At 58.4% G+C, this 17,561-nt stretch carries 19 protein-coding genes; 11 read left to right on the top strand and 8 right to left on the bottom strand.

Annotated elements, in window-relative coordinates:
- The first annotated feature begins 22 nt into the window (after positions 1-22).
- The gene (locus tag GS620_RS13160; protein WP_171616264.1) at positions 23-1,438 is read left to right on the top strand and encodes an FAD-binding oxidoreductase; all 1,416 of its coding nucleotides are present in this window, start codon (positions 23-25) and stop codon (positions 1,436-1,438) included.
- A gap of 36 nt (positions 1,439-1,474) precedes the next feature.
- On the opposite strand, the gene GS620_RS13155 is transcribed toward GS620_RS13160, so the two are convergent.
- Both GS620_RS13155 and GS620_RS13150 read right to left on the bottom strand, forming a co-directional pair.
- Positions 1,475-1,957 carry a fasciclin domain-containing protein gene (locus tag GS620_RS13155; protein ID WP_171616262.1) on the bottom strand — a complete coding sequence of 161 codons (483 nt, stop codon included), beginning with the start codon at positions 1,955-1,957 and terminating at the stop codon, positions 1,475-1,477.
- Between the two features lie 170 nt (positions 1,958-2,127).
- Positions 2,128-2,667, bottom strand: a complete 540-nt coding sequence (locus GS620_RS13150) for an adenine phosphoribosyltransferase (protein WP_152457268.1) — start codon at positions 2,665-2,667, stop codon at positions 2,128-2,130.
- A gap of 440 nt (positions 2,668-3,107) precedes the next feature.
- Between GS620_RS13150 and GS620_RS13145 the strand changes: the two genes are divergently transcribed.
- The gene (locus GS620_RS13145; protein WP_171170819.1) at positions 3,108-3,281 is read left to right on the top strand and encodes a hypothetical protein; all 174 of its coding nucleotides are present in this window, start codon (positions 3,108-3,110) and stop codon (positions 3,279-3,281) included.
- A 7-nt stretch (positions 3,282-3,288) separates the two neighbouring features.
- Here GS620_RS13145 and GS620_RS13140 read toward each other — a convergent pair whose 3' ends face one another.
- The 3 genes from GS620_RS13140 to GS620_RS13130 all read right to left on the bottom strand — a co-directional run bounded on the left by GS620_RS13140 (position 3,289) and on the right by GS620_RS13130 (position 5,721).
- On the bottom strand, positions 3,289-3,918 hold the full coding sequence (locus GS620_RS13140) for a LysE family translocator (RefSeq protein ID WP_171170817.1): 630 nt from the start codon (positions 3,916-3,918) through the stop codon (positions 3,289-3,291).
- Positions 3,919-4,221: 303 nt separating this feature from the next.
- Positions 4,222-5,094, bottom strand: coding sequence for an S-methyl-5'-thioadenosine phosphorylase (locus tag GS620_RS13135; RefSeq protein ID WP_171616260.1), 873 nt, complete (start codon positions 5,092-5,094; stop codon positions 4,222-4,224).
- Between the two features lie 66 nt (positions 5,095-5,160).
- A complete protein-coding gene (locus GS620_RS13130; protein ID WP_171616258.1) occupies positions 5,161-5,721 on the bottom strand; it encodes a hypothetical protein in 561 nt (186 codons plus the stop codon).
- 166 nt (positions 5,722-5,887) lie between these two features.
- Between GS620_RS13130 and GS620_RS13125 the strand changes: the two genes are divergently transcribed.
- Positions 5,888-7,522 carry a SulP family inorganic anion transporter gene (locus GS620_RS13125; RefSeq protein ID WP_171616256.1) on the top strand — a complete coding sequence of 545 codons (1,635 nt, stop codon included), beginning with the start codon at positions 5,888-5,890 and terminating at the stop codon, positions 7,520-7,522.
- A gap of 31 nt (positions 7,523-7,553) precedes the next feature.
- Here the strand turns inward: GS620_RS13125 and GS620_RS13120 are convergent, their stop codons facing one another.
- Together GS620_RS13120 and GS620_RS13115 are read right to left on the bottom strand one after the other, a co-directional pair.
- Positions 7,554-8,192: a CatB-related O-acetyltransferase gene (locus tag GS620_RS13120; RefSeq protein ID WP_152457275.1), complete on the bottom strand. Its 639-nt coding sequence runs from the start codon at positions 8,190-8,192 to the stop codon at positions 7,554-7,556.
- Positions 8,192-8,797, bottom strand: coding sequence for a flavin reductase family protein (locus tag GS620_RS13115; protein WP_171330173.1), 606 nt, complete (start codon positions 8,795-8,797; stop codon positions 8,192-8,194). The genes GS620_RS13120 and GS620_RS13115 overlap by 1 nt, the downstream gene beginning before the upstream one ends.
- A gap of 71 nt (positions 8,798-8,868) precedes the next feature.
- On the opposite strand from GS620_RS13115, the gene GS620_RS13110 reads away from it, so the two are divergent.
- The 5 genes from GS620_RS13110 to GS620_RS13090 all read left to right on the top strand — a co-directional run bounded on the left by GS620_RS13110 (position 8,869) and on the right by GS620_RS13090 (position 11,922).
- Positions 8,869-9,363: a GNAT family N-acetyltransferase gene (locus GS620_RS13110; RefSeq protein WP_152457277.1), complete on the top strand. Its 495-nt coding sequence runs from the start codon at positions 8,869-8,871 to the stop codon at positions 9,361-9,363.
- Between the two features lie 52 nt (positions 9,364-9,415).
- On the top strand, positions 9,416-10,159 hold the full coding sequence (locus GS620_RS13105; protein WP_171170805.1) for an EcsC family protein: 744 nt from the start codon (positions 9,416-9,418) through the stop codon (positions 10,157-10,159).
- A gap of 132 nt (positions 10,160-10,291) precedes the next feature.
- Positions 10,292-10,753 carry an NUDIX hydrolase gene (locus GS620_RS13100; protein ID WP_171117562.1) on the top strand — a complete coding sequence of 154 codons (462 nt, stop codon included), beginning with the start codon at positions 10,292-10,294 and terminating at the stop codon, positions 10,751-10,753.
- Between the two features lie 72 nt (positions 10,754-10,825).
- Positions 10,826-11,281 (top strand): DUF1178 family protein, encoded by a 456-nt coding sequence (locus GS620_RS13095; protein ID WP_152457280.1) that lies wholly within the window; start codon positions 10,826-10,828, stop codon positions 11,279-11,281.
- A gap of 2 nt (positions 11,282-11,283) precedes the next feature.
- The gene (locus GS620_RS13090; protein WP_171205657.1) at positions 11,284-11,922 is read left to right on the top strand and encodes an SDR family NAD(P)-dependent oxidoreductase; all 639 of its coding nucleotides are present in this window, start codon (positions 11,284-11,286) and stop codon (positions 11,920-11,922) included.
- On the opposite strand, the gene GS620_RS13085 is transcribed toward GS620_RS13090, so the two are convergent.
- Entirely contained in the window at positions 11,916-12,272 is a 357-nt protein-coding gene (locus GS620_RS13085) for a hypothetical protein (RefSeq protein WP_171616254.1), read from the bottom strand. The two genes, GS620_RS13090 and GS620_RS13085, sit on opposite strands and share 7 nt — an antisense overlap.
- A 165-nt stretch (positions 12,273-12,437) precedes the next feature.
- On the opposite strand from GS620_RS13085, the gene GS620_RS13080 reads away from it, so the two are divergent.
- The 3 genes from GS620_RS13080 to zwf all read left to right on the top strand — a co-directional run bounded on the left by GS620_RS13080 (position 12,438) and on the right by zwf (position 17,561).
- Positions 12,438-13,676: an aspartate kinase gene (locus GS620_RS13080; RefSeq protein WP_152457283.1), complete on the top strand. Its 1,239-nt coding sequence runs from the start codon at positions 12,438-12,440 to the stop codon at positions 13,674-13,676.
- Between the two features lie 46 nt (positions 13,677-13,722).
- Complete coding sequence (gene ptsP / locus GS620_RS13075; RefSeq protein ID WP_171616252.1) at positions 13,723-15,966, top strand: phosphoenolpyruvate--protein phosphotransferase; 2,244 nt, start codon at positions 13,723-13,725, stop codon at positions 15,964-15,966.
- Positions 15,967-16,115: 149 nt separating this feature from the next.
- Positions 16,116-17,561: a glucose-6-phosphate dehydrogenase gene (zwf, locus tag GS620_RS13070; protein WP_171616250.1), complete on the top strand. Its 1,446-nt coding sequence runs from the start codon at positions 16,116-16,118 to the stop codon at positions 17,559-17,561.

The following is a 17,561-nucleotide window of genomic DNA, read 5'->3' as shown; positions in this document are numbered from 1 at the left end:
ATCGCTTGGGCATTGGAGGCGCATGAGTTTGAACCCCGCTGATGACCGTTTTGCCGCGCTGCTCCGTTCGAAACTGGGCGACGGTGTGCTGCGCCCCGTAGAAGAACGGTATTTGGAAGAACCGCGTGGGCGTTTTTCGGGACGGGTCGGTCTGTTGGCCTTGCCGCGCAACACCGATGAGGTGGCGGAGTTGGTAAAACTTTCTGCGCAGGCACAGGTTCCAATCGTTCCATATGGCGGCGGCACTGGCCTGGTCGGCGGGCAGGTGATGTCGGCGGGGCCCGCGCCGTTGGTGATTTCGTTAGAACGGATGACCGCCATCCGGTCTGTCTTTCCAACCGAGAACGTTCTGGTCGCCGAAGCCGGGGCCGTTCTTCAAGATGTTCAGACCGCAGCCGAGGCGGTAGACCGTTTGTTTCCTTTGTCATTGGCGGCGCAGGGGTCCTGCCGGATCGGGGGCAACCTGTCGACCAACGCAGGGGGCGTCAACGTTTTGCGGTATGGCAACGCGCGCGACCTGTGCCTGGGGCTTGAGGCGGTGCTGCCCAGTGGTGAGATCTGGCACGGCCTCAGCCGGTTGCGAAAGGACAACACCGGCTATGACCTGCGCAACCTGCTGATCGGGGCCGAGGGGACGCTGGGGATCATCACTGCCGCATCGCTCAAGCTGTTCCCGCGACCTGCCAGTGTCGGGACGGCGGTGTTTCAGGTGGCTTCTCCCGAAGCGGCGATCGACCTGCTGGCTTTGGCGCGCGACAAGGTGGGTGAGGGCGTCAGCACGTTTGAGCTGATCCACCGGCAGGGGCTTGATTTCCTGACCGAGGTTCTGCCGGATGTCCGTCAACCGTTCGCCTCGCCGCCGGAGTGGAGCGTGCTGATCGAGCTGGGTCTGGCTGACGGGCAATCACCATTTGCCGCGTTGGAGGAACTCTTTGTTCGCGCTGAAGAGCTTGGTCAGGTTCAGGACGGAGTAATCGCCCAAAGTGAAGCGCAGCGGGCCGATTTGTGGGCGGTGCGTGAACGCATTCCCGAAGCCAATCGTTTGATCGGGTCAGTGTCGAGCCATGATATCTCGATCCCGATTTCTAGAATCCCCGATTTCATTTGCGAAGGCAGAAAATTGATTGCAGGCCTGGGGCCCTTCCGGATCAATTGCTTTGGCCATCTTGGTGACGGCAATCTGCATTACAACGTGTTCCCGCCCAAAGGGCGGCACCGATCGGAATTTGATGATCAAAGAGGCGCGATCAAGCAGGCCGTCCATGATCTGGTTTACGCCTTCGACGGATCAGTCAGTGCCGAACATGGGGTCGGGCGCCTCAAGACCAACGATTTGGAACGCTATGGCGATCCAGCCAAGCTGGGCGCGATGCGGGCTATCAAACTGGCATTAGACCCGCAGGGCATCATGAATCCCGGCGCGGTACTGAAAGGGTGAACACGGCCCGAGCGTCGGACCGTGCCCGGTTGTTTCTTACGAGGCAGGCAGGATCACCTTGTCGATCACATGGATCACGCCGTTCTTGGTTTCGATGTCGGCCTGAACCACGTTGGCGTCATTCACCATCACACCCGAATCCAGATCGATCGTGATATCGCCGCCTTGTACGGTTGCAGCCGTCATGTCATCGCTCAGATCACCTGACATCACTTTGCCCGGCACGACGTGGTAGGTCAGAATGGCCACCAGCTGATCCTTGTTTTCGGGCTTCAGCAAGTTTTCGACGGTGCCTTCGGGCAAAGCCGCGAACGCGTCATCGGTGGGGGCAAATACGGTGAACGGGCCTTCGCCTTTGAGTGTGTCCACCAGTTCGGCGGCCTGAACTGCCGCGACGAGTGTTTCAAAGCTGCCAGCGGCGACGGCTGTGTCAACAATGTCCTTGCTGTGACCATCGGCGAATGCAGCAGTGCTGAACAGGATCGAGGCGACACCGGCGGCGGCGAATTTGCGGAACATGAGCTAAACTCCCTAGGTTGAAATGCTTCAAGCAGCATCACCCGGGGTACGGGGCAACCTGACCACAAGATCACTTGTATTGATCCGTTTTGCGCCTTGATCGGCGCAAAAACCGCGCTAAGCCCGCCCGGTTTTCAGTTTCCAGTCACGTTTTTGTGAAAAACTCCTGGTCAGAGTCCTTCGAATTCGCACAGGACATGCACGTCCATGCCCATCTCCTCCAACACTTTGCTGCCGCCAAGTTCGGGCAGGTCAATGATGAAGGCGCACGAGACGATTTCGCCCCCAAGCCGTTCGATCAGCTTAATACCCGCCGCGGCAGTTCCGCCCGTGGCCAGCAGATCGTCAACCACCAGAATTTTTTCACCGGGTTGGATGGCATCGTCATGAATCTCGACGATCGCCTCTCCGTATTCCAACTTGTAGTCCTGACTGATTGTCGTGCCGGGCAGTTTGCCTTTTTTGCGGATCGGGACAAAACCGACGCTCAACTGATGTGCAATCGCACCGCCCAGAATAAAGCCGCGTGCTTCGAGCCCGACCACTTTGTCGATCCGCTCACCGGCATAGGGGTGCAACATCTGGTCAATCGCCATCCGAAACCCACGGGGGTCGGCAAACAGAGTTGTCACATCCCGAAACATGATCCCTTCATGGGGGAAATCGACGATGGTTCGGATATAATCTTTGACAGATTTGTTTCTGGACATGGACCAACCTTTTAGCGTCAAACACAGGTATTGTGTTTGGCCCAAGAGGGTTGGCCATGCAAGGAACAATTCCACGGCCGGATGAGCACCGGATTTAGGTTGCAGCGTTGAGCAGGCCAAAAAACCGAGGCAACCATGCGCTGGCCAAGATAAGTCTCCGTCCCATTTGCTTGCTTGCTGCCACCTGTTCCAAACAGCCCCCCGCGCTTGGATTTCCGGAAGCGCAATGAGCAATCTGTTTGGTTTGCAATTCGACATGTCCGGGTCCCAGGCGCGGTCGGCTTCAATTGGGAGGAACCGGCTCAAGAACTGCCCGAAAGTGGAAAGGTTCATTGTCAATTTCCTGTCCTTGCCGTTAAGTGCCCGATAACGACAAAAACTATGCTATGGATATACACGGCATCGCCAGATAGAGCTTAACTTCGTTGGGAAAAATACACGTGGCCAGGAATGAAGGCAAAGGATCGACCAAGAAAAACAGTCAGTTGGTCTTGCGCCTCGACAGGGATGAACGTGACTCGTTTGTCGAGCTTTGCAAAGAGCTGGACACGTCGGCTGCGCGCGAAATCCGCAGATTTATCCGTGGATTCATTAAAGAGCACGCCGAGGACTGATGCGGTGTCAGGCCGGTCGGCGCAGGACCGCCGTGGCCATGCCCATTCCGATCAACGTCAACCCGCCAAATCGTGTCATCGCAGTGATCACGCTGGCGCGACCGATAAGCCGCCGCAACCTGTCCGCCAAAAGCGCGTAGGCCAACGCATTCAACCAGGCCAGCCCGACGAATGTGGCAATCAGGATGACGAACTGAGGTCCAAGTGGTTCAGCAGGGCGTATGAACTGCGGCACAAAGGCAACGAAGAAGGCGATGGATTTCGGGTTCAGGGCAGTAACGGCGGCTGCGTGGCCGAATACTCTGCTCGCGGTGACATCCCGCCCGGTGTCGACTGTGCTCAATCCACCGGCTGGTGCGCTGCGCAACAGTTTGACCCCAAGCCAGACCAGATAGGCTGCGCCGACCCATTTCAGCACGGAAAACAGGGTTGCCGATGCAAGAACAAGCGCGCCTAGTCCCAACAAAGATGCAGTCATGGCCACAAGATCGCCCACCGCAACACCTGTGGCGGACGCGACGGCGACACTGCGCCCCTTGGACAGGGCATAGCTGAGAACCAGCAACACCGTCGGGCCCGGGATCAGCAGCAATGCCGTGGAAGCAGCCACAAAGGCCAGCCAGACTTCAAAAGGCATGATGCGGTTCCTTTACTCAACTCAGTTCATACAGATTTTCTGTCATACTACGAATTGGATTCAAGTCGACAATGCCGGACTCAATATCCCTGTTCGAGGCGACAAAACAGGCCAAAAAACGCAAAAAGCATTACGCTCGAAACCCAAGAAGTTCTAGAAAGCGCTTTCTTCAGTAAACACTTAACGAAAAATGCCAAGGAACGCTCCGTTCTGAAGAACTGGCAAAACAATAAACCTTACTAGTACCCAGTGCTAGGCCGGGCTTCGGCGCGATCCCCAGCCAGCAGTAGAAAAACTGGGCGTTTACATCACTCGCCCGGCCACCGCATCCAGCTTGGCCAAAAGCGCCGGATCGCGGTTTTCGGGGGCCGTAAGGATCGCGTATTCCAGCGCCCGGTCGCAGCCATGCGGGCAGGGTGTTCGTTCGGCCCCAAGAAGGGATGGCAGGCCCTTCACCAGTGTGCGGCCCTTGTCGGCATTGCCGGTCAGGGTGGCGATAATCGTGGTCACGTCCACCTCGCCATGGTCCGGGTGCCAACTGTCATAGTCGGTGACCATCGCGATCGACGCGTAACACAGCTCGGCCTCGCGGGCGAGTTTCGCCTCGGGCATGTTGGTCATGCCGATCACGTCACAGCCCCATTGCTCGCGATACATCCTGGATTCCGCAAGGCTGGAAAACTGGGGGCCCTCCATCGCCAGATAGGTGCCGCCCCGGTGGATGGTGATGCCGGCGGCCTTACCTGCCGTCTCGCATGCGTCAGACAGGCGTGGGCAGGTGGGATGGGCAACGCTGACATGGGCAACGCAGCCCGTTCCGAAAAAGCTCTTGTCCCGTGCAAAAGTGCGATCGATGAACTGATCGACAATCACGAAGTCACCCGGAGCCATATGTTCGCGGAACGATCCGCAGGCCGAAACCGAGATCACGTCCGTCACGCCCAACCGTTTCAGCGCATCGATATTGGCGCGATAAGGTACATCGGTGGGTGAATGCACATGACCGCGCCCATGACGTGGCAGAAAGGCCATATCGACACCGTCAAGCGACCCTGTCAGGATCTGGTCTGACGGCGTTCCCCAAGGGGTCTCAACCTCTACCCATTCCGGGTTTTCCAGCCCATCGATGTCATAGATGCCTGATCCGCCGATGACGGCTATCCTGGTTTGGGTCACTGTCCTGCTCCGCCTGAATAACTGATGTTGAATTTGTGCGGGTTCAGCCGAGGTTTGACAAGAGGCCTATTCCCGTAACGTCAACAGGTTGCGCTGCTGCGATTGCACGGTGAAATCATCCCAGGCCGCGCCAAACATGCCCAGAGACCAGGTCAGATCCTGTGATTGTCCGTGCCGGTCTCGGAACACGAAGCGGAACGCATCGCCGGTTAGCATGGCATCCAAAAGCGCCTTGGCGCGTTGGTCTTCGAAGGTACAGCCAAGCCCGGTCAGGCATCCGGGGCGCCGCGTGCGCCATATGGCTTCTTCGCCGTTGTCGATGCGAAATCCGGATGGGTTGAAGAAAGTGCCCGGCTCGATCCCGAATTCAACTTTGAAACCTTCAGGTTCGGGCGTAATGAAAACGAACTGTGCCGCAAATTTTGGCCGAAAGGAAAACACTTCTGCCCGTCGGATGTAGCACCTCTGCCGCAGGGTGCCGTCTTCTTCGCGCTCGTCACAGATCGAATTCCAGATGCCGAAAATCTCGTGATGCGTTACCCGCCAGTTGCCGGCCGTGTCATTGCCATCCAAATCCTGTGCAAGGACGGGAAGGGCCGGGAACAGTAAGAAGAGGATCCAACGCATGGCCTCACATGTTGTGGCTTCATCATGGTTCTGCAAATCAACTTGCCGCGAGCGTCACGTATGCGTCACGCGCATGGCTGCATCCCGTTTTATGCAGTAGCTCAATGCCGGCGCGCCAGCTACAACGACGCCTTCGCGCGAACATATAATCCTATAGGACTGTCTGATGCCCCGAGCCTTGCTGGCAAGCTTTGCCAATCGCCTCGCCATTCCCGATCTGCGCTGGGTTCCAGATGAAGGGCTGACCTTCTCACGCCTGCGGATCGAGCTGCTGTCCGGCCTGACGGTTGCCCTTGCACTGGTGCCCGAGGCGGTGGCCTTTGCCTTTGTGGCGGGCGTGCACCCGTTGGTCGGTCTCTACGCGGCGTTTTTGGTGGGTTTGATCACGGCACTAATCGGTGGGCGACCGGGCATGATCTCGGGCGCGACCGGCGCGCTTGCGGTTGTCATGGTGGCACTGGTGGCCGAACATGGGGTCGAATACCTGTTCGCGACCGTTGTTCTTATGGGAATCCTTCAGGTCATTGCCGGGGCCATGCACTGGGGGCGTTTCATTCGTCTGGTGCCGCATCCGGTCATGCTGGGCTTTGTGAACGGTCTGGCCATCGTGATCTTTCTGGCCCAGATGGGGCAGTTCAAAGTGCCCGGAACCATGGAAAATACCGGTCATGGACTGAGCGGCGGCGAATGGCTGTCCGGGATGCAGCTTTACACCATGCTGGGACTTGTCGGGCTGACAATGGCAGTGATCTGGGTCATGCCGCGTATCACGCGCATCATCCCAGCGCCTCTGGCCGGTATTCTGGTGGTCGCGGCAATCGTGATCGGTTTTGGCCTTGATGTGCCGCGCGTCGGCGATCTGGCATCGATTGAAGGCGGCCTGCCTTCGTTCCATATTCCAATGGTACCTCTGAACTGGGAAACCTTTGAGATCATCCTGCCATATGCAGTCATTCTGGCCGCCATCGGCCTGATCGAATCCCTGCTGACCTTGAACCTCGTGGGTGAGATCACAGGCAAGCGTGGTGGGGCGTCTCAGGAATGCATCGCGCAGGGCGCGTCGAATATCGTGACCGGATTTTTCGGCGGCATGGGCGGTTGCGCGATGATCGGGCAGTCGATGATCAACGTGAAATCCGGCGGGCGTACTCGTATTGCCGGAATTGCAGCAGCGCTTTTCCTGCTGATCTTCATCCTGTTCGCATCACCCCTGATCGAACAAATCCCGCTGGCCGCGCTGGTTGGCGTTATGTTCATGGTTGTGATCGGCACCTTTGCGTGGAACTCGTTCAAAATTCTGCGTAAAGTGCCAATGACCGATGCCTTCGTCATCGTTCTGGTCACCGTCGTAACGGTGATGGAGGACTTGGCCGTTGCCGTTGTGGTCGGCGTCATCGTCTCGGCGCTGGCCTATGCCTGGAACAATGCCAAGCGCATTCACGCGGTCACGCGTGACTCCGAGACCGAGAAAGGCGCGAAAGTCTATGAAATTCAGGGGCCGCTTTTCTTTGGGTCTTCTGACGGCTTTATCGAACTGTTCGACGTCCCGAACGACCCCGAAACCGTTATCATCGACTTCGCCGAAAGCCGCGTGGTGGATCAGTCCGCCTTGCAAGCCATCGAAAACATCGCCGCAAAATACGAGGCGGCAGGCAAACGGGTCATGCTGCGTCACCTGAGCCGTGACTGTCACAAACTGCTGAAAAAAGCGGGACACCTCATGGTCGACAGTGATGATGATCCGGATTACGAACTGGCGGTGGACTACTCTGTCCGCACCGGCATTTTGGGCGGGCACTGACTTTGAAAGGCGGCTGAACAAGCCGCCTTTTTCAAAGGGCCAGACGCTCCAGGTTTTCGATATCTCCCCTCAACAGGCCGCTTTCGGCTTCGATGATCAATTCGGCTGGCCAATCCCACCACTTCAAAGCAAGCAACCGCTCGATCTTGTCGGCGTCAAAACGATACCGCCTTACCTCGGCAGGATTGCCGGTGACAACAGAATAAGGCGGGATCGTCCCGCGAACAACTGAACCCGCACCAATTATCGCTCCGTCACCGATACTGGCTCCAGGCATGATCAGCGCGCCATAGCCGATCCAGACATCGTTGCCGACTAGGGTGTCCCGGACGTCTGGCTGATATTCCAGCATCCGTTCCGGATCGAAAACCGGAAAGGGAAAACAGGTTATCCCATCCGTTGCGTGATTTGCCGAAGCTGTCACAAAGCGGACGCCATGGGCAATTTGGCAAAACTTTCCCAAAACCAGCTTTTCGCGCGAGAACTCGAACAGGTAAGGCGCCAAACGATTGGCCCAATCCTCGGGCGCGTCAAAATCCGACGCATAGGTGTAATCGCCCACCTGAATTCTGGGGTGGTTGATCACCTGTGACAGAAAGGCTGTTCCTCTGTGTTCCGTACCATCTGGCAGAGTGACAGGATATCGGCGCGCAGCGTCAGGCAGGGGCATCAGTCATCCGGTCTCGAAAGGCTGAACAACTCGGAAACGACAGAGTAATCTCGATACCCGAGCCGTGCCAAAGGTTGGAACGAGGTCACGTCAAACTTGCCGTCCCGAATGTGATCGTCGTGCAGGTGCACACCCGTCACCTCGCCAAACACCACCCGATTGGCTTCACCGGGCAGCGTGACGATCTGGGTCAGCTTGCATTCCAACGCAGCTGGGGCCCCATCGATCCGAGCGCAGGGGATGGTTTCGCATTCTATGGGTGAAAGCCCGGCATGCGAAAACTCATCAACTTCTTTCGGCAACCCGGCCGAACTTGCATTCATTGCGTCCCGATGCGCATGGGCCACGACATTTACACAAAATACGCCCGTGGCCTCGATATTGGCGATGCTGTCCTTGCCGGCGTTCTGATCCTGTTTGGTGCCGGTCGAGGCAAACATGACCTGCGGTGGCGTATAGGCGACGCCGTTAAAGAAGGAATAGGGTGCCAGATTGTTGACCCCATCCGCGTCCCGAGTCGAAATCCAGCCAATCGGGCGCGGTGTGATGATGGCGTTGAACGGGTTGTGCGGCAATCCGTGGCCGTCTTCAGGGCGGTAGAACATCTGATCTCCAAGCGTTTGCCCAAGGCGTAGCGAAGTGCTAGGGCGATTGCCAGCAAGTAAATGAGGGCAGGGTGCAGCAATTCGGGATCAGGCCGGAAGAGCCGGACGACTGGTGGGAGGTCGAAGCCCTGTATGACCTGTGTTTTGCGCCGGGTCGCGAGGCTTTGTCGTCCTACCGCTTGCGTGATGATGTGCCGCCGGTTGCGGGCTTGTCTTTGGTCGCGCGCGACGGTCAGGGGATTCTGGCCGGTGCGATCCGGTTCTGGCCGGTTCATGTCGGTGATCATGATGCTCTGCTGCTGGGGCCGGTTGCCGTGCACCCCACCCACCAAGGTGAAGGCCTTGGCGGATATCTGATACATGCAGGAGTCGAAGCGGGGCACACCCGCGGTTGGCAAAGGGTCATGCTGGTCGGGGATGAGCCCTATTACAGCCGGTTCGGTTTCACGCGATTGCACGCGGTCGAGATGCCTCCGCCCACCAACCCTGACCGGGTTTTGGGGCTGGAACTGGTGCCCGGCGCCTGGTCCGGGGTTCAGGGCGCGGTGACACGTTGGAGCCGCTGACCTATTGAAACCATGCTGCGCAACGCCGATGTTGAAAGGCAGGAGGGCGTGAATGCAGAACGTTGTTCTTGTTGAAAACGTGGATACCGAGGCCGAACTGGATCGTTTGGCGGATCACTACCGATCCGCCGGAGGGGCTGGCGTGAAACTTCTCAACAAACTTGGAGGATCAGCCGAGTCATTGCTGGAGCAATTGCCAGAACCCGTTCGGAATGGCCTGACAGGCGCAACCGAGCAGGCGTTATGGCTGGCGATGCATGCGGCCGAGGGTTCGCGGCGCGCGGTTCCTGATCAGCAGCCCTGGGTCAATACCGCGGTGACGACTGCCATGGGTGCGGCCGGGGGGCTGGGCGGTGTTTCGACAGCCCTGATGGAGCTGCCCGCGACAACCGCGATGCTGCTACGTGCCATTCAGGGGGCTGCGGCGCGCGAGGGGTTTGATCCCTCTGCCGAAAACGTAAAGTTCGATTGCGTCCGCGTCTTGTCGGCAGCGGGACCATTGTCGCATGACGATGGGGCGGACCTGGGTTTTTTCTCGGTCCGGCTGACCCTGACCGGACCGGCCATGCAACGCCTGATTGCCGCCGTTGCGCCGCGTTTTTCGATAGTACTGGGGCAAAAGCTTGCAGCCCAGTCCGTTCCTGTGTTGGGGGCATTGGCCGGCGGTGGCACGAACTATGTCTACACGCGCTATTATCAGCAAATAGCGCGCGTGCATTTCGGTTTGCGCCGGCTGGCAATTGACGCTGACATCCCCCATGAGGATCTGGCACGGCGGCTTTCTGCCCGAATGTAGGCGATATCTTGGGCGACGTGAGTGACTTGGCGTGTGATACATCATGTGGTATGATTGCAGGTGTCGGCCGCTAGATTAGGTGAGCGTACCAATTTGGATGGCTGACGTTCGACCGAAAGGGAGCGTCGCTCGATGAAAGCACGATTGTTGCTTCATGACCTTCCAAAAGCTGCAAGGCAGCCAGTTTTGCGGCAATCCTCGGCTTTGTGTTTCCGGATCAAGCGCGGCCGTCCCAAGATTCTGTTGATCACGACACGCAAGTCGCGGCGATGGATCATTCCCAAAGGATGGCTCATCCCCGGTCTGAGCCCGCAGGAAACCGCATTGCAAGAGGCTTGGGAAGAGGCGGGTGTATCTGGCCGGATCAACGGGGCGCGACTGGGGCAGTTCCTGCACCACAAACATCATTCTAACCGGCCCCCATCCTTGTGTCTGGTGGATGTTTTTCCAGTGCATGTAAGCACTGTGTCGCAGGAATACCCGGAAAAGACCGAGCGTCGGCGCAAATGGTTTTCGCCGAAAAAAGCAGCGCTAAAGGTCGATTCTCATGAGCTTGCTGAATTGTTGCGCGACTTTAAGCCGTACTCACATTAAAGTAGCATCTGATAGGCTTGATATTGTCACCTTGATCGGTATCTATTCGCCAATCGTTTTTTTGGACTGAACATGATTCAATACGCGTTGAAATGCAGCGAAGGCCACAGTTTCGACAGTTGGTTCCAATCCGCAGAAGCCTATGACAAGCTGGCCTCTGTGGGTATGGTCACCTGCGCGGTTTGCGGGTGCACACAGGTTGAGAAAGCGGTCATGACGCCACGCGTCCGCCCGGCGCGGAATGCCCGGAAGGAAAGTGAAATCCGTTCCGCCCCGGAACAAAAGATCGACGTTGCCACCCCATCGCCCGAAGTTGAGAAGGTTTTGGCCGAGATGCGCCGCCATGTCGAAGAAAACTCGGATTATGTCGGGAAAGATTTCGCCAGTGAGGCGCGCAAGATTCATCTGGGCGAGGCGCCGGAGCGTGCCATTTACGGAGAAGCCAAGCTGGATGAGGCGAAATCCCTGATCGAAGATGGCGTGCCGGTGGCTCCGCTGCCGTTTGTCCCCAGCAGAAAGACCAATTGATCATGCACATCATGATCACCGGCGCCAATCGCGGCATCGGGCAAGCCCTGGCAAAGGGTTACGTGAACCGGGGGGACAAAGTCACTGGGACGGCGCGTGACGGCAGCATGCAGGTGCGTCTGGATGTGGCCGATCCCGTGCAGCAATCAGCCATGGCAGAACAGATGAAAGACCAGCCTGTCGACCTGCTGGTCTGCAATGCCGGCGTGTATCTGGACAAGGGGCATTCGATCGATGGCTATCCGGCCGACATGTGGGCGCACAGCTTTGCGGTAAATGTCACGGGGGTTTTTCTGACGATACAGACCCTGTTGCCCAACCTGCGCGCCGCGGGCGGCAAAGTTGCGATCCTTTCGTCGAAAATGGCGTCGCACACGCTTGCACCGGGTGGCAGTTACATCTATCGCGCGTCCAAGGCGGCGGCTCTGAACCTGGGGCGGAATCTGGCGATGGATCTCAAAGATGACGGGATTGCCGTCGGCATCTATCATCCGGGCTGGGTTCAGACGGATATGGGCGGTGCAGCGGCGGATATCGATGTGGATCAGGCCGTATCCGGCCTGATTGAACGATTTGATGCCTTGTCTCTAAGCACTACGGGCTGTTTTGAAACCTATGACGGGCAACCGCACGCCTACTGAGAGGCCAATGCGGCTTTGGGGATTTCGAAGACCTCACCAGGTTCAATGTAGACCACCATCATATCGCCTCGCGTTTCATGTGAGATTTTCGAGGTCGAATTGCTGGATTCCGGCACACCATCCTTGAAATAGATATTGCGCACATGTCCGCCTCCCAAGGCCACTGCGACCGTTATGCTTCCGTCATCATGGCGGCGCAGTTCGGCGTGGCAGCTTTGTACGGGATCACCGGCATTTGCAGCGCAGGGAATTGTGCCCAGCGCGTTCTTGCCATCTGTCCCGGCGACACTCGCGACCTGGGCCAGTGCAGGCGATGACAATAGGACTAAGGCGAGGGCTAGGCGAAACATAAAGAACCTCTTGATCTGGTTGGTGTCCTTAGGCTGACATTGCGCCAGTGCAATGTAAAGCGGCCCTGCGCCGCAGGGGCGACCGCTTTGCGCCCTTGCCCTTGCGGTGCCCCTCGCTTATGAGGCACGGAACTTCTAATCCAAGGCGCGGAGACTTTTGCCCCCATGCCCGTACTCGTAATGAAATTCGGCGGCACATCGGTCGCCAATCTGGACCGCATCCGCCGCGCCGCCAAACGTATCGGCGTTGAAGTTGCCAAGGGCTATGACGTGATCGTCATCGTCTCGGCCATGTCGGGCAAGACCAACGAGCTTGTGGGCTGGGTGAACGAAACGTCGCCTCTGTTCGACGCCAGGGAATACGATGCCGTCGTGTCCTCGGGCGAGAACGTAACCGCTGGCCTGATGGCCCTGACCTTGCAGGAAATGGACATCCCCGCGCGCAGCTGGCAGGGCTGGCAGGTGCCGCTGCTGACCACCAGCGCGCACAGTCAGGCGCGGATCGAAGAAATTCCGACAGAGAACCTGAACCAGAAATTCAGCGAAGGTATGCGTGTTGCCGTGGTTGCCGGGTTCCAGGGCATCAGCCCGGAAGGCCGGATCACGACATTGGGCCGGGGTGGGTCGGATACAACGGCGGTTGCCTTTGCAGCAGCCTTCGACGCCGAACGCTGCGATATCTATACGGACGTTGATGGCGTCTATACCACCGATCCACGCATCTGCGAAAAGGCACGTAAGCTGGACCGCATCTCGTTCGAAGAAATGCTGGAACTGGCGTCGCTTGGTGCCAAGGTTCTGCAAACCCGCTCGGTCGAACTTGCGATGCGATACAAAGTGAAACTGCGCGTTCTCTCAAGCTTTGAAGAACAATCCGATGAGGCCGGCACGCTGGTCTGCGACGAGGAGGATATTATGGAATCCAATGTTGTGGCCGGTGTGGCCTATTCCCGCGACGAAGCCAAGATGACCGTTGTTTCCGTGGCCGACCGACCGGGCATCGCCACGACTATCTTCTCGGCGCTCAGCGAAGAGGGCGTGAATGTCGACATGATCGTCCAGAACATCTCGGACGAGGGGCGCACGGACATGACCTTTTCCTGTCCCACCGATCAGGTGGCCCGCGCCGAAAAAGCGCTGCTGGCGATCAAGGAAAAGGGCGAGCTGAACTATGCCGAACTGGTTGCAGATACTGATGTCTGCAAGGTCTCGGTTGTGGGTATCGGGATGCGCTCGCAATCGGGCGTGGCGGCCAAGATGTTCAAGGTGCTCTCGGATGAGGGGATCAACATCAAGGTCATTACAACCTCCGAGATCAAAATTTCCGTCCTTGTCGACAGGAAATACATGGAACTTGCTGTTCAGGCACTGCATGATGCCTTTGAACTGGACAAGGCGGCCTGAGCTTATCGGCCAAAGGTATCGCCTGACACACTAAATCGGTTGGGCCATGGCGGACGGCACGGAAACAGAATCCCGCAAGCTGCTGCGGCGGTTGCGCGAAGAAATGGCGAGCGAAGCCGCCGGTCAGGAACGTCTTGACCGGATCACGCACCTGATTGCCGACAGTATCAGGGCCGAGGTGTGTTCCATCTACCTGTTTCGCGATGAAGACACGCTGGAGCTTTGCGCGACCGAGGGGCTGTCTCCGGAAGCGGTCCATAAAACCCGGATGCGCATGGGCGAAGGTCTTGTGGGGCGGGTCGCCAAGTTCGGCAAGGTCGTCAACACCGCCGACGCGCCGTCGGCCAAGGGCTTTCGTTACATGCCGGAAACCGGCGAGGAACGATTTTCCTCGTTCCTTGGTGTGCCGGTTCAACGCCTTGGGGAAAAGCTGGGCGTTCTGGTCGTCCAGTCCCGCGAGGCGCGCGAGTTTTCCGCCGATGAGGTCTATGCGCTGGAAGTAGTGGCCATGGTGCTCGCCGAAATGGCCGAGCTTGGCGCCTTTGTCGGCGAAGGCGCGGCCCTGTCACCTCTGCACCAGCAATCGGTTCTGCTGCGCGGCGGCCCGGCGCAGGAAGGGTCTGCCGAAGGGCATGTCTGGCTGCACGAACCCCGCGTTGTGGTTACCAATCCCATTGCCGAAGACCCGCACAAAGAGCGCGAACGTTTGGTCGAGGCGGTGGAGGAACTGCGCGTTGGCGTCGACAAGATGCTCGAAATTTCGCAGGGCGGCGACAAGGAACAGCTGAAGGTTCTGGAAGCTTACCGCATGTTTGCCAATTCCAAAGGCTGGATGCGGCGGATGGAGGAAGACATAGCCCTGGGTCTCAGCGCCGAAGCTGCGGTTGAAAAAGAACAATCTCAGGCCCGGGCGCGCATGGGGCAGGTCACCGATCCGTACTTGCGTGAACGTCTTGCGGATCTGGACGATCTCAGCAATCGCCTGCTGCGCATCCTGACCGGGCAAGGCAAGACGGACAGTGCTGATCTGCCACCCGATCCGATCCTGATCGCGCGCAATATCGGCCCCGGCGACTTGCTGGAATACGGACGGGCGCTGAAGGGGATCGTGCTCGAAGAAGGCTCTGTCGGCAGTCATGCCACGATTGTTGCGCGGGCGCTTGCGATTCCTTTGGTCGTGCATGTGGGCCGGATCACCACCGAGGCCCTGAACGGAGATCACATTCTGGTGGATGGTGATCAGGGCGTTGTGCATCTGCGCCCGGAAGACAGCGTGGTCAGTGCCTTCCGCGACAAGATCGCGATGCAGGCAAAGGCGCAGGAACGTTATGCGTCGATCCGCGAAACACCCTGCGTGACGCGGGACGGATCGCGTATCAACCTTGTGATGAATGCAGGTCTGATGGCCGACCTGCCATCGCTTGGCACCTCGGGCGCTGAGGGCGTTGGCCTGTTCCGCACTGAACTGCAATTCCTGATCCGCAACCAGATGCCGAAACGGTCAGAACTGGTCAGCCAGTATCAGCGTGTTCTGGACGCGGCTGGTGGCAAAAGGGTGGTATTCCGCACACTCGATATCGGGTCGGACAAGGTTCTGCCCTATATGAAGCACGTGGCGGAACCAAACCCGGCGCTGGGCTGGCGCGCCATTCGGGTCGGTCTGGACAAGCGCGGCGTCATGCGGATGCAGTTGCAGGCCTTGCTGCGGGCGGCCAATGGCCGGCCGCTGACCATCATGTTCCCCTTTGTCGCACAGGCCGAGGAATATCGCGAAGCCCGCTGGGAAGTGAACAAAACCATCGAGCGGGAAAAGCGACTGGGCCATGTCCTGCCCGAAACGCTTGAAGTGGGCGCGATGCTGGAAACCCCGTCACTGGCCTTTGCACCGCAGAAGTTCTTTGACGAGGTGGATTTCATTTCGATTGGCGGGAACGATCTCAAGCAGTTCTTCTTTGCCGCTGACCGTGAGAACGAACTGGTCCGGCGCCGCTATGACACGCTGAATGTCAGCTTCCTGAGCCTGATGGAACGCATCGTCGAACGCTGCGATATCTCGGACACGCCACTCAGCTTCTGTGGTGAAGATGCAGGCCGCCCGGTCGAGGCTTTGTGCCTTGCGGCGATGGGGATACGGACGCTGTCGATGCGGCCTGCCTCGATCGGTCCGGTCAAAAGCCTGCTGTTGCGGTCCAATCTGGCGGAGGTTCGCAAAATCATCGCTGACGCGCGCCACCGCGGAGAGCAATCGGTGCGTCCTGCGGTCATGGACTGGCTGCGCCATCAGACCTGATGCGCTGAACGGCACGGTTTCTTCAAACTGTGCTTGATTTTTCATGGGCGGCTTTCTAATAGACAGGCAGTGTTAGCGATAACATGTCAGGTTTTGCGCGGAATCACGCCGTGCTAAGCTGATATCGGCAAATTCAGAAGGAGCCTGTGATGGTTTCACGCGTAATTCCGGTAGAGCCATTTGATCTGGTGCTTTTCGGTGCGACCGGCGATCTGGCGCAGCGTAAAATCCTGCCGGGCCTGTACCATCGCTTTGAGGTCGGCCAAATGCCCGACGGCGCGCGGATCATCGGTACGGCACGCTCTGATATCGACAATGACGGGTTTCGCGATCAGGTCCGCAAATCGATGGAACAGTTCGCGCCCGGTTTTTCCCGGGAAACATTGGATCAGTTTCTTGCCCATGTCGAATATGTGCCCGTGGATGCGCTGGGCGAGGCCGGGTGGTCCGATCTGAAAGAACGGATGCGCGAAGACGTCGTGCGGGCCTTTTATTTATCCGTTGGTCCAAGCCTTTTTTCGGGTATAGCGCAGCGGCTGCATGACGCCGGTCTTGCGACACCGGACAGCCGCATTGTCGTCGAAAAACCATTTGGGCACGATCTTGCCTCGGCGAAGGCGCTGAACGAAGGCTTGCGTGCCTGTTTCGAAGAACATCAGATTTACCGGATCGACCATTATCTGGGCAAAGAGACCGTGCAGAACCTGATGGCGCTGCGCTTTGCCAACTCGCTGTTCGAACCCCTCTGGAATTCGACCCATATCGACCACGTGCAGATCACGGTGGCCGAGACCGTAAGCGTCGAAGGGCGCGGGGCCTATTACGATCAGTCCGGCGCAATGCGGGACATGGTCCAGAACCATCTGGTTCAGTTGCTGTGTCTGACCGCAATGGAACCGCCGTCGAAATTCTCACCCAACGCGGTGCGCGACGAAAAGGTCAAGGTGATCGAAGCGCTCGAGCCCGTGGCCCAGTCTGACATCGCGCGCGGTCAGTACCGGGCCGAAAAGGGCGAGGGCGGTTATGTCGATCATGTCGGCAACCCCGCCAGCCGAACCGAAAGCTTCATCGCCCTCAAGGTTCATATCGGCAACTGGCGTTGGGCAGGTGTGCCGTTCTATCTGCGCACTGGCAAGCGTCTGCGCGCGCGGGAATCCGAAATCGCGGTGTTCTTCCGCGATCCGCCGCACACGATTTTTCCCAATGTCGGCCCTCTGCACGGAAACGTTCTGGTGATCCGGTTGCAGCCTGACGAAGGCATCACCCTGCGCACCACGATCAAGGATCCGGGGCCGGGGGGCTTCCGGCTGTCGGATGTTGCGCTGGACATGAGCTTTGCCGATGCACTTGGGGCCGAAGCGCAAGCCCCCGACGCTTATGAGCGGCTGATCATGGATGTCATCCGTGGCGATCAGACACTGTTCATGCGTGGGGACGAGGCCGAGGCCGCCTGGGCTTGGGTCGATCCCATCATTCAGGGCTGGGAGCAGCGCGGAGACTGCCCATCCCGATACGATCAGGGCAGTTCAGGCCCCGAAGAAGCATTGATGCTGATGCATCGCGACGGGCGCCGCTGGCGTCAGATCGGAGGGTAA

This window comes from Ruegeria sp. HKCCD6428 (assembly GCF_013110595.1).
In the GTDB taxonomy this organism is placed as follows: domain Bacteria; phylum Pseudomonadota; class Alphaproteobacteria; order Rhodobacterales; family Rhodobacteraceae; genus Ruegeria.
The sequence above is the reverse complement of the archived record's forward strand: the minus strand, read 5'-3'. Positions and strand labels throughout refer to the sequence as shown.

Coding starts and splice junctions, on each gene's coding strand:
- GS620_RS13160 (WP_171616264.1), top strand. CDS start 23: ATGAGTTTGAACCCCGCTGATGACCGTTTTGCCGCGCTGCTCCGTTCG.
- GS620_RS13155 (WP_171616262.1), bottom strand. CDS start 1,957: ATGTTCCGCAAATTCGCCGCCGCCGGTGTCGCCTCGATCCTGTTCAGC.
- GS620_RS13150 (WP_152457268.1), bottom strand. CDS start 2,667: ATGTCCAGAAACAAATCTGTCAAAGATTATATCCGAACCATCGTCGAT.
- GS620_RS13140 (WP_171170817.1), bottom strand. CDS start 3,918: ATGCCTTTTGAAGTCTGGCTGGCCTTTGTGGCTGCTTCCACGGCATTG.
- GS620_RS13130 (WP_171616258.1), bottom strand. CDS start 5,721: ATGCGTTGGATCCTCTTCTTACTGTTCCCGGCCCTTCCCGTCCTTGCA.
- GS620_RS13125 (WP_171616256.1), top strand. CDS start 5,888: ATGCCCCGAGCCTTGCTGGCAAGCTTTGCCAATCGCCTCGCCATTCCC.
- GS620_RS13120 (WP_152457275.1), bottom strand. CDS start 8,192: ATGCCCCTGCCTGACGCTGCGCGCCGATATCCTGTCACTCTGCCAGAT.
- GS620_RS13115 (WP_171330173.1), bottom strand. CDS start 8,797: ATGTTCTACCGCCCTGAAGACGGCCACGGATTGCCGCACAACCCGTTC.
- GS620_RS13105 (WP_171170805.1), top strand. CDS start 9,416: ATGCAGAACGTTGTTCTTGTTGAAAACGTGGATACCGAGGCCGAACTG.
- GS620_RS13100 (WP_171117562.1), top strand. CDS start 10,292: ATGAAAGCACGATTGTTGCTTCATGACCTTCCAAAAGCTGCAAGGCAG.
- GS620_RS13095 (WP_152457280.1), top strand. CDS start 10,826: ATGATTCAATACGCGTTGAAATGCAGCGAAGGCCACAGTTTCGACAGT.
- GS620_RS13090 (WP_171205657.1), top strand. CDS start 11,284: ATGCACATCATGATCACCGGCGCCAATCGCGGCATCGGGCAAGCCCTG.
- GS620_RS13085 (WP_171616254.1), bottom strand. CDS start 12,272: ATGTTTCGCCTAGCCCTCGCCTTAGTCCTATTGTCATCGCCTGCACTG.
- GS620_RS13080 (WP_152457283.1), top strand. CDS start 12,438: ATGCCCGTACTCGTAATGAAATTCGGCGGCACATCGGTCGCCAATCTG.
- ptsP (WP_171616252.1), top strand. CDS start 13,723: ATGGCGGACGGCACGGAAACAGAATCCCGCAAGCTGCTGCGGCGGTTG.
- zwf (WP_171616250.1), top strand. CDS start 16,116: ATGGTTTCACGCGTAATTCCGGTAGAGCCATTTGATCTGGTGCTTTTC.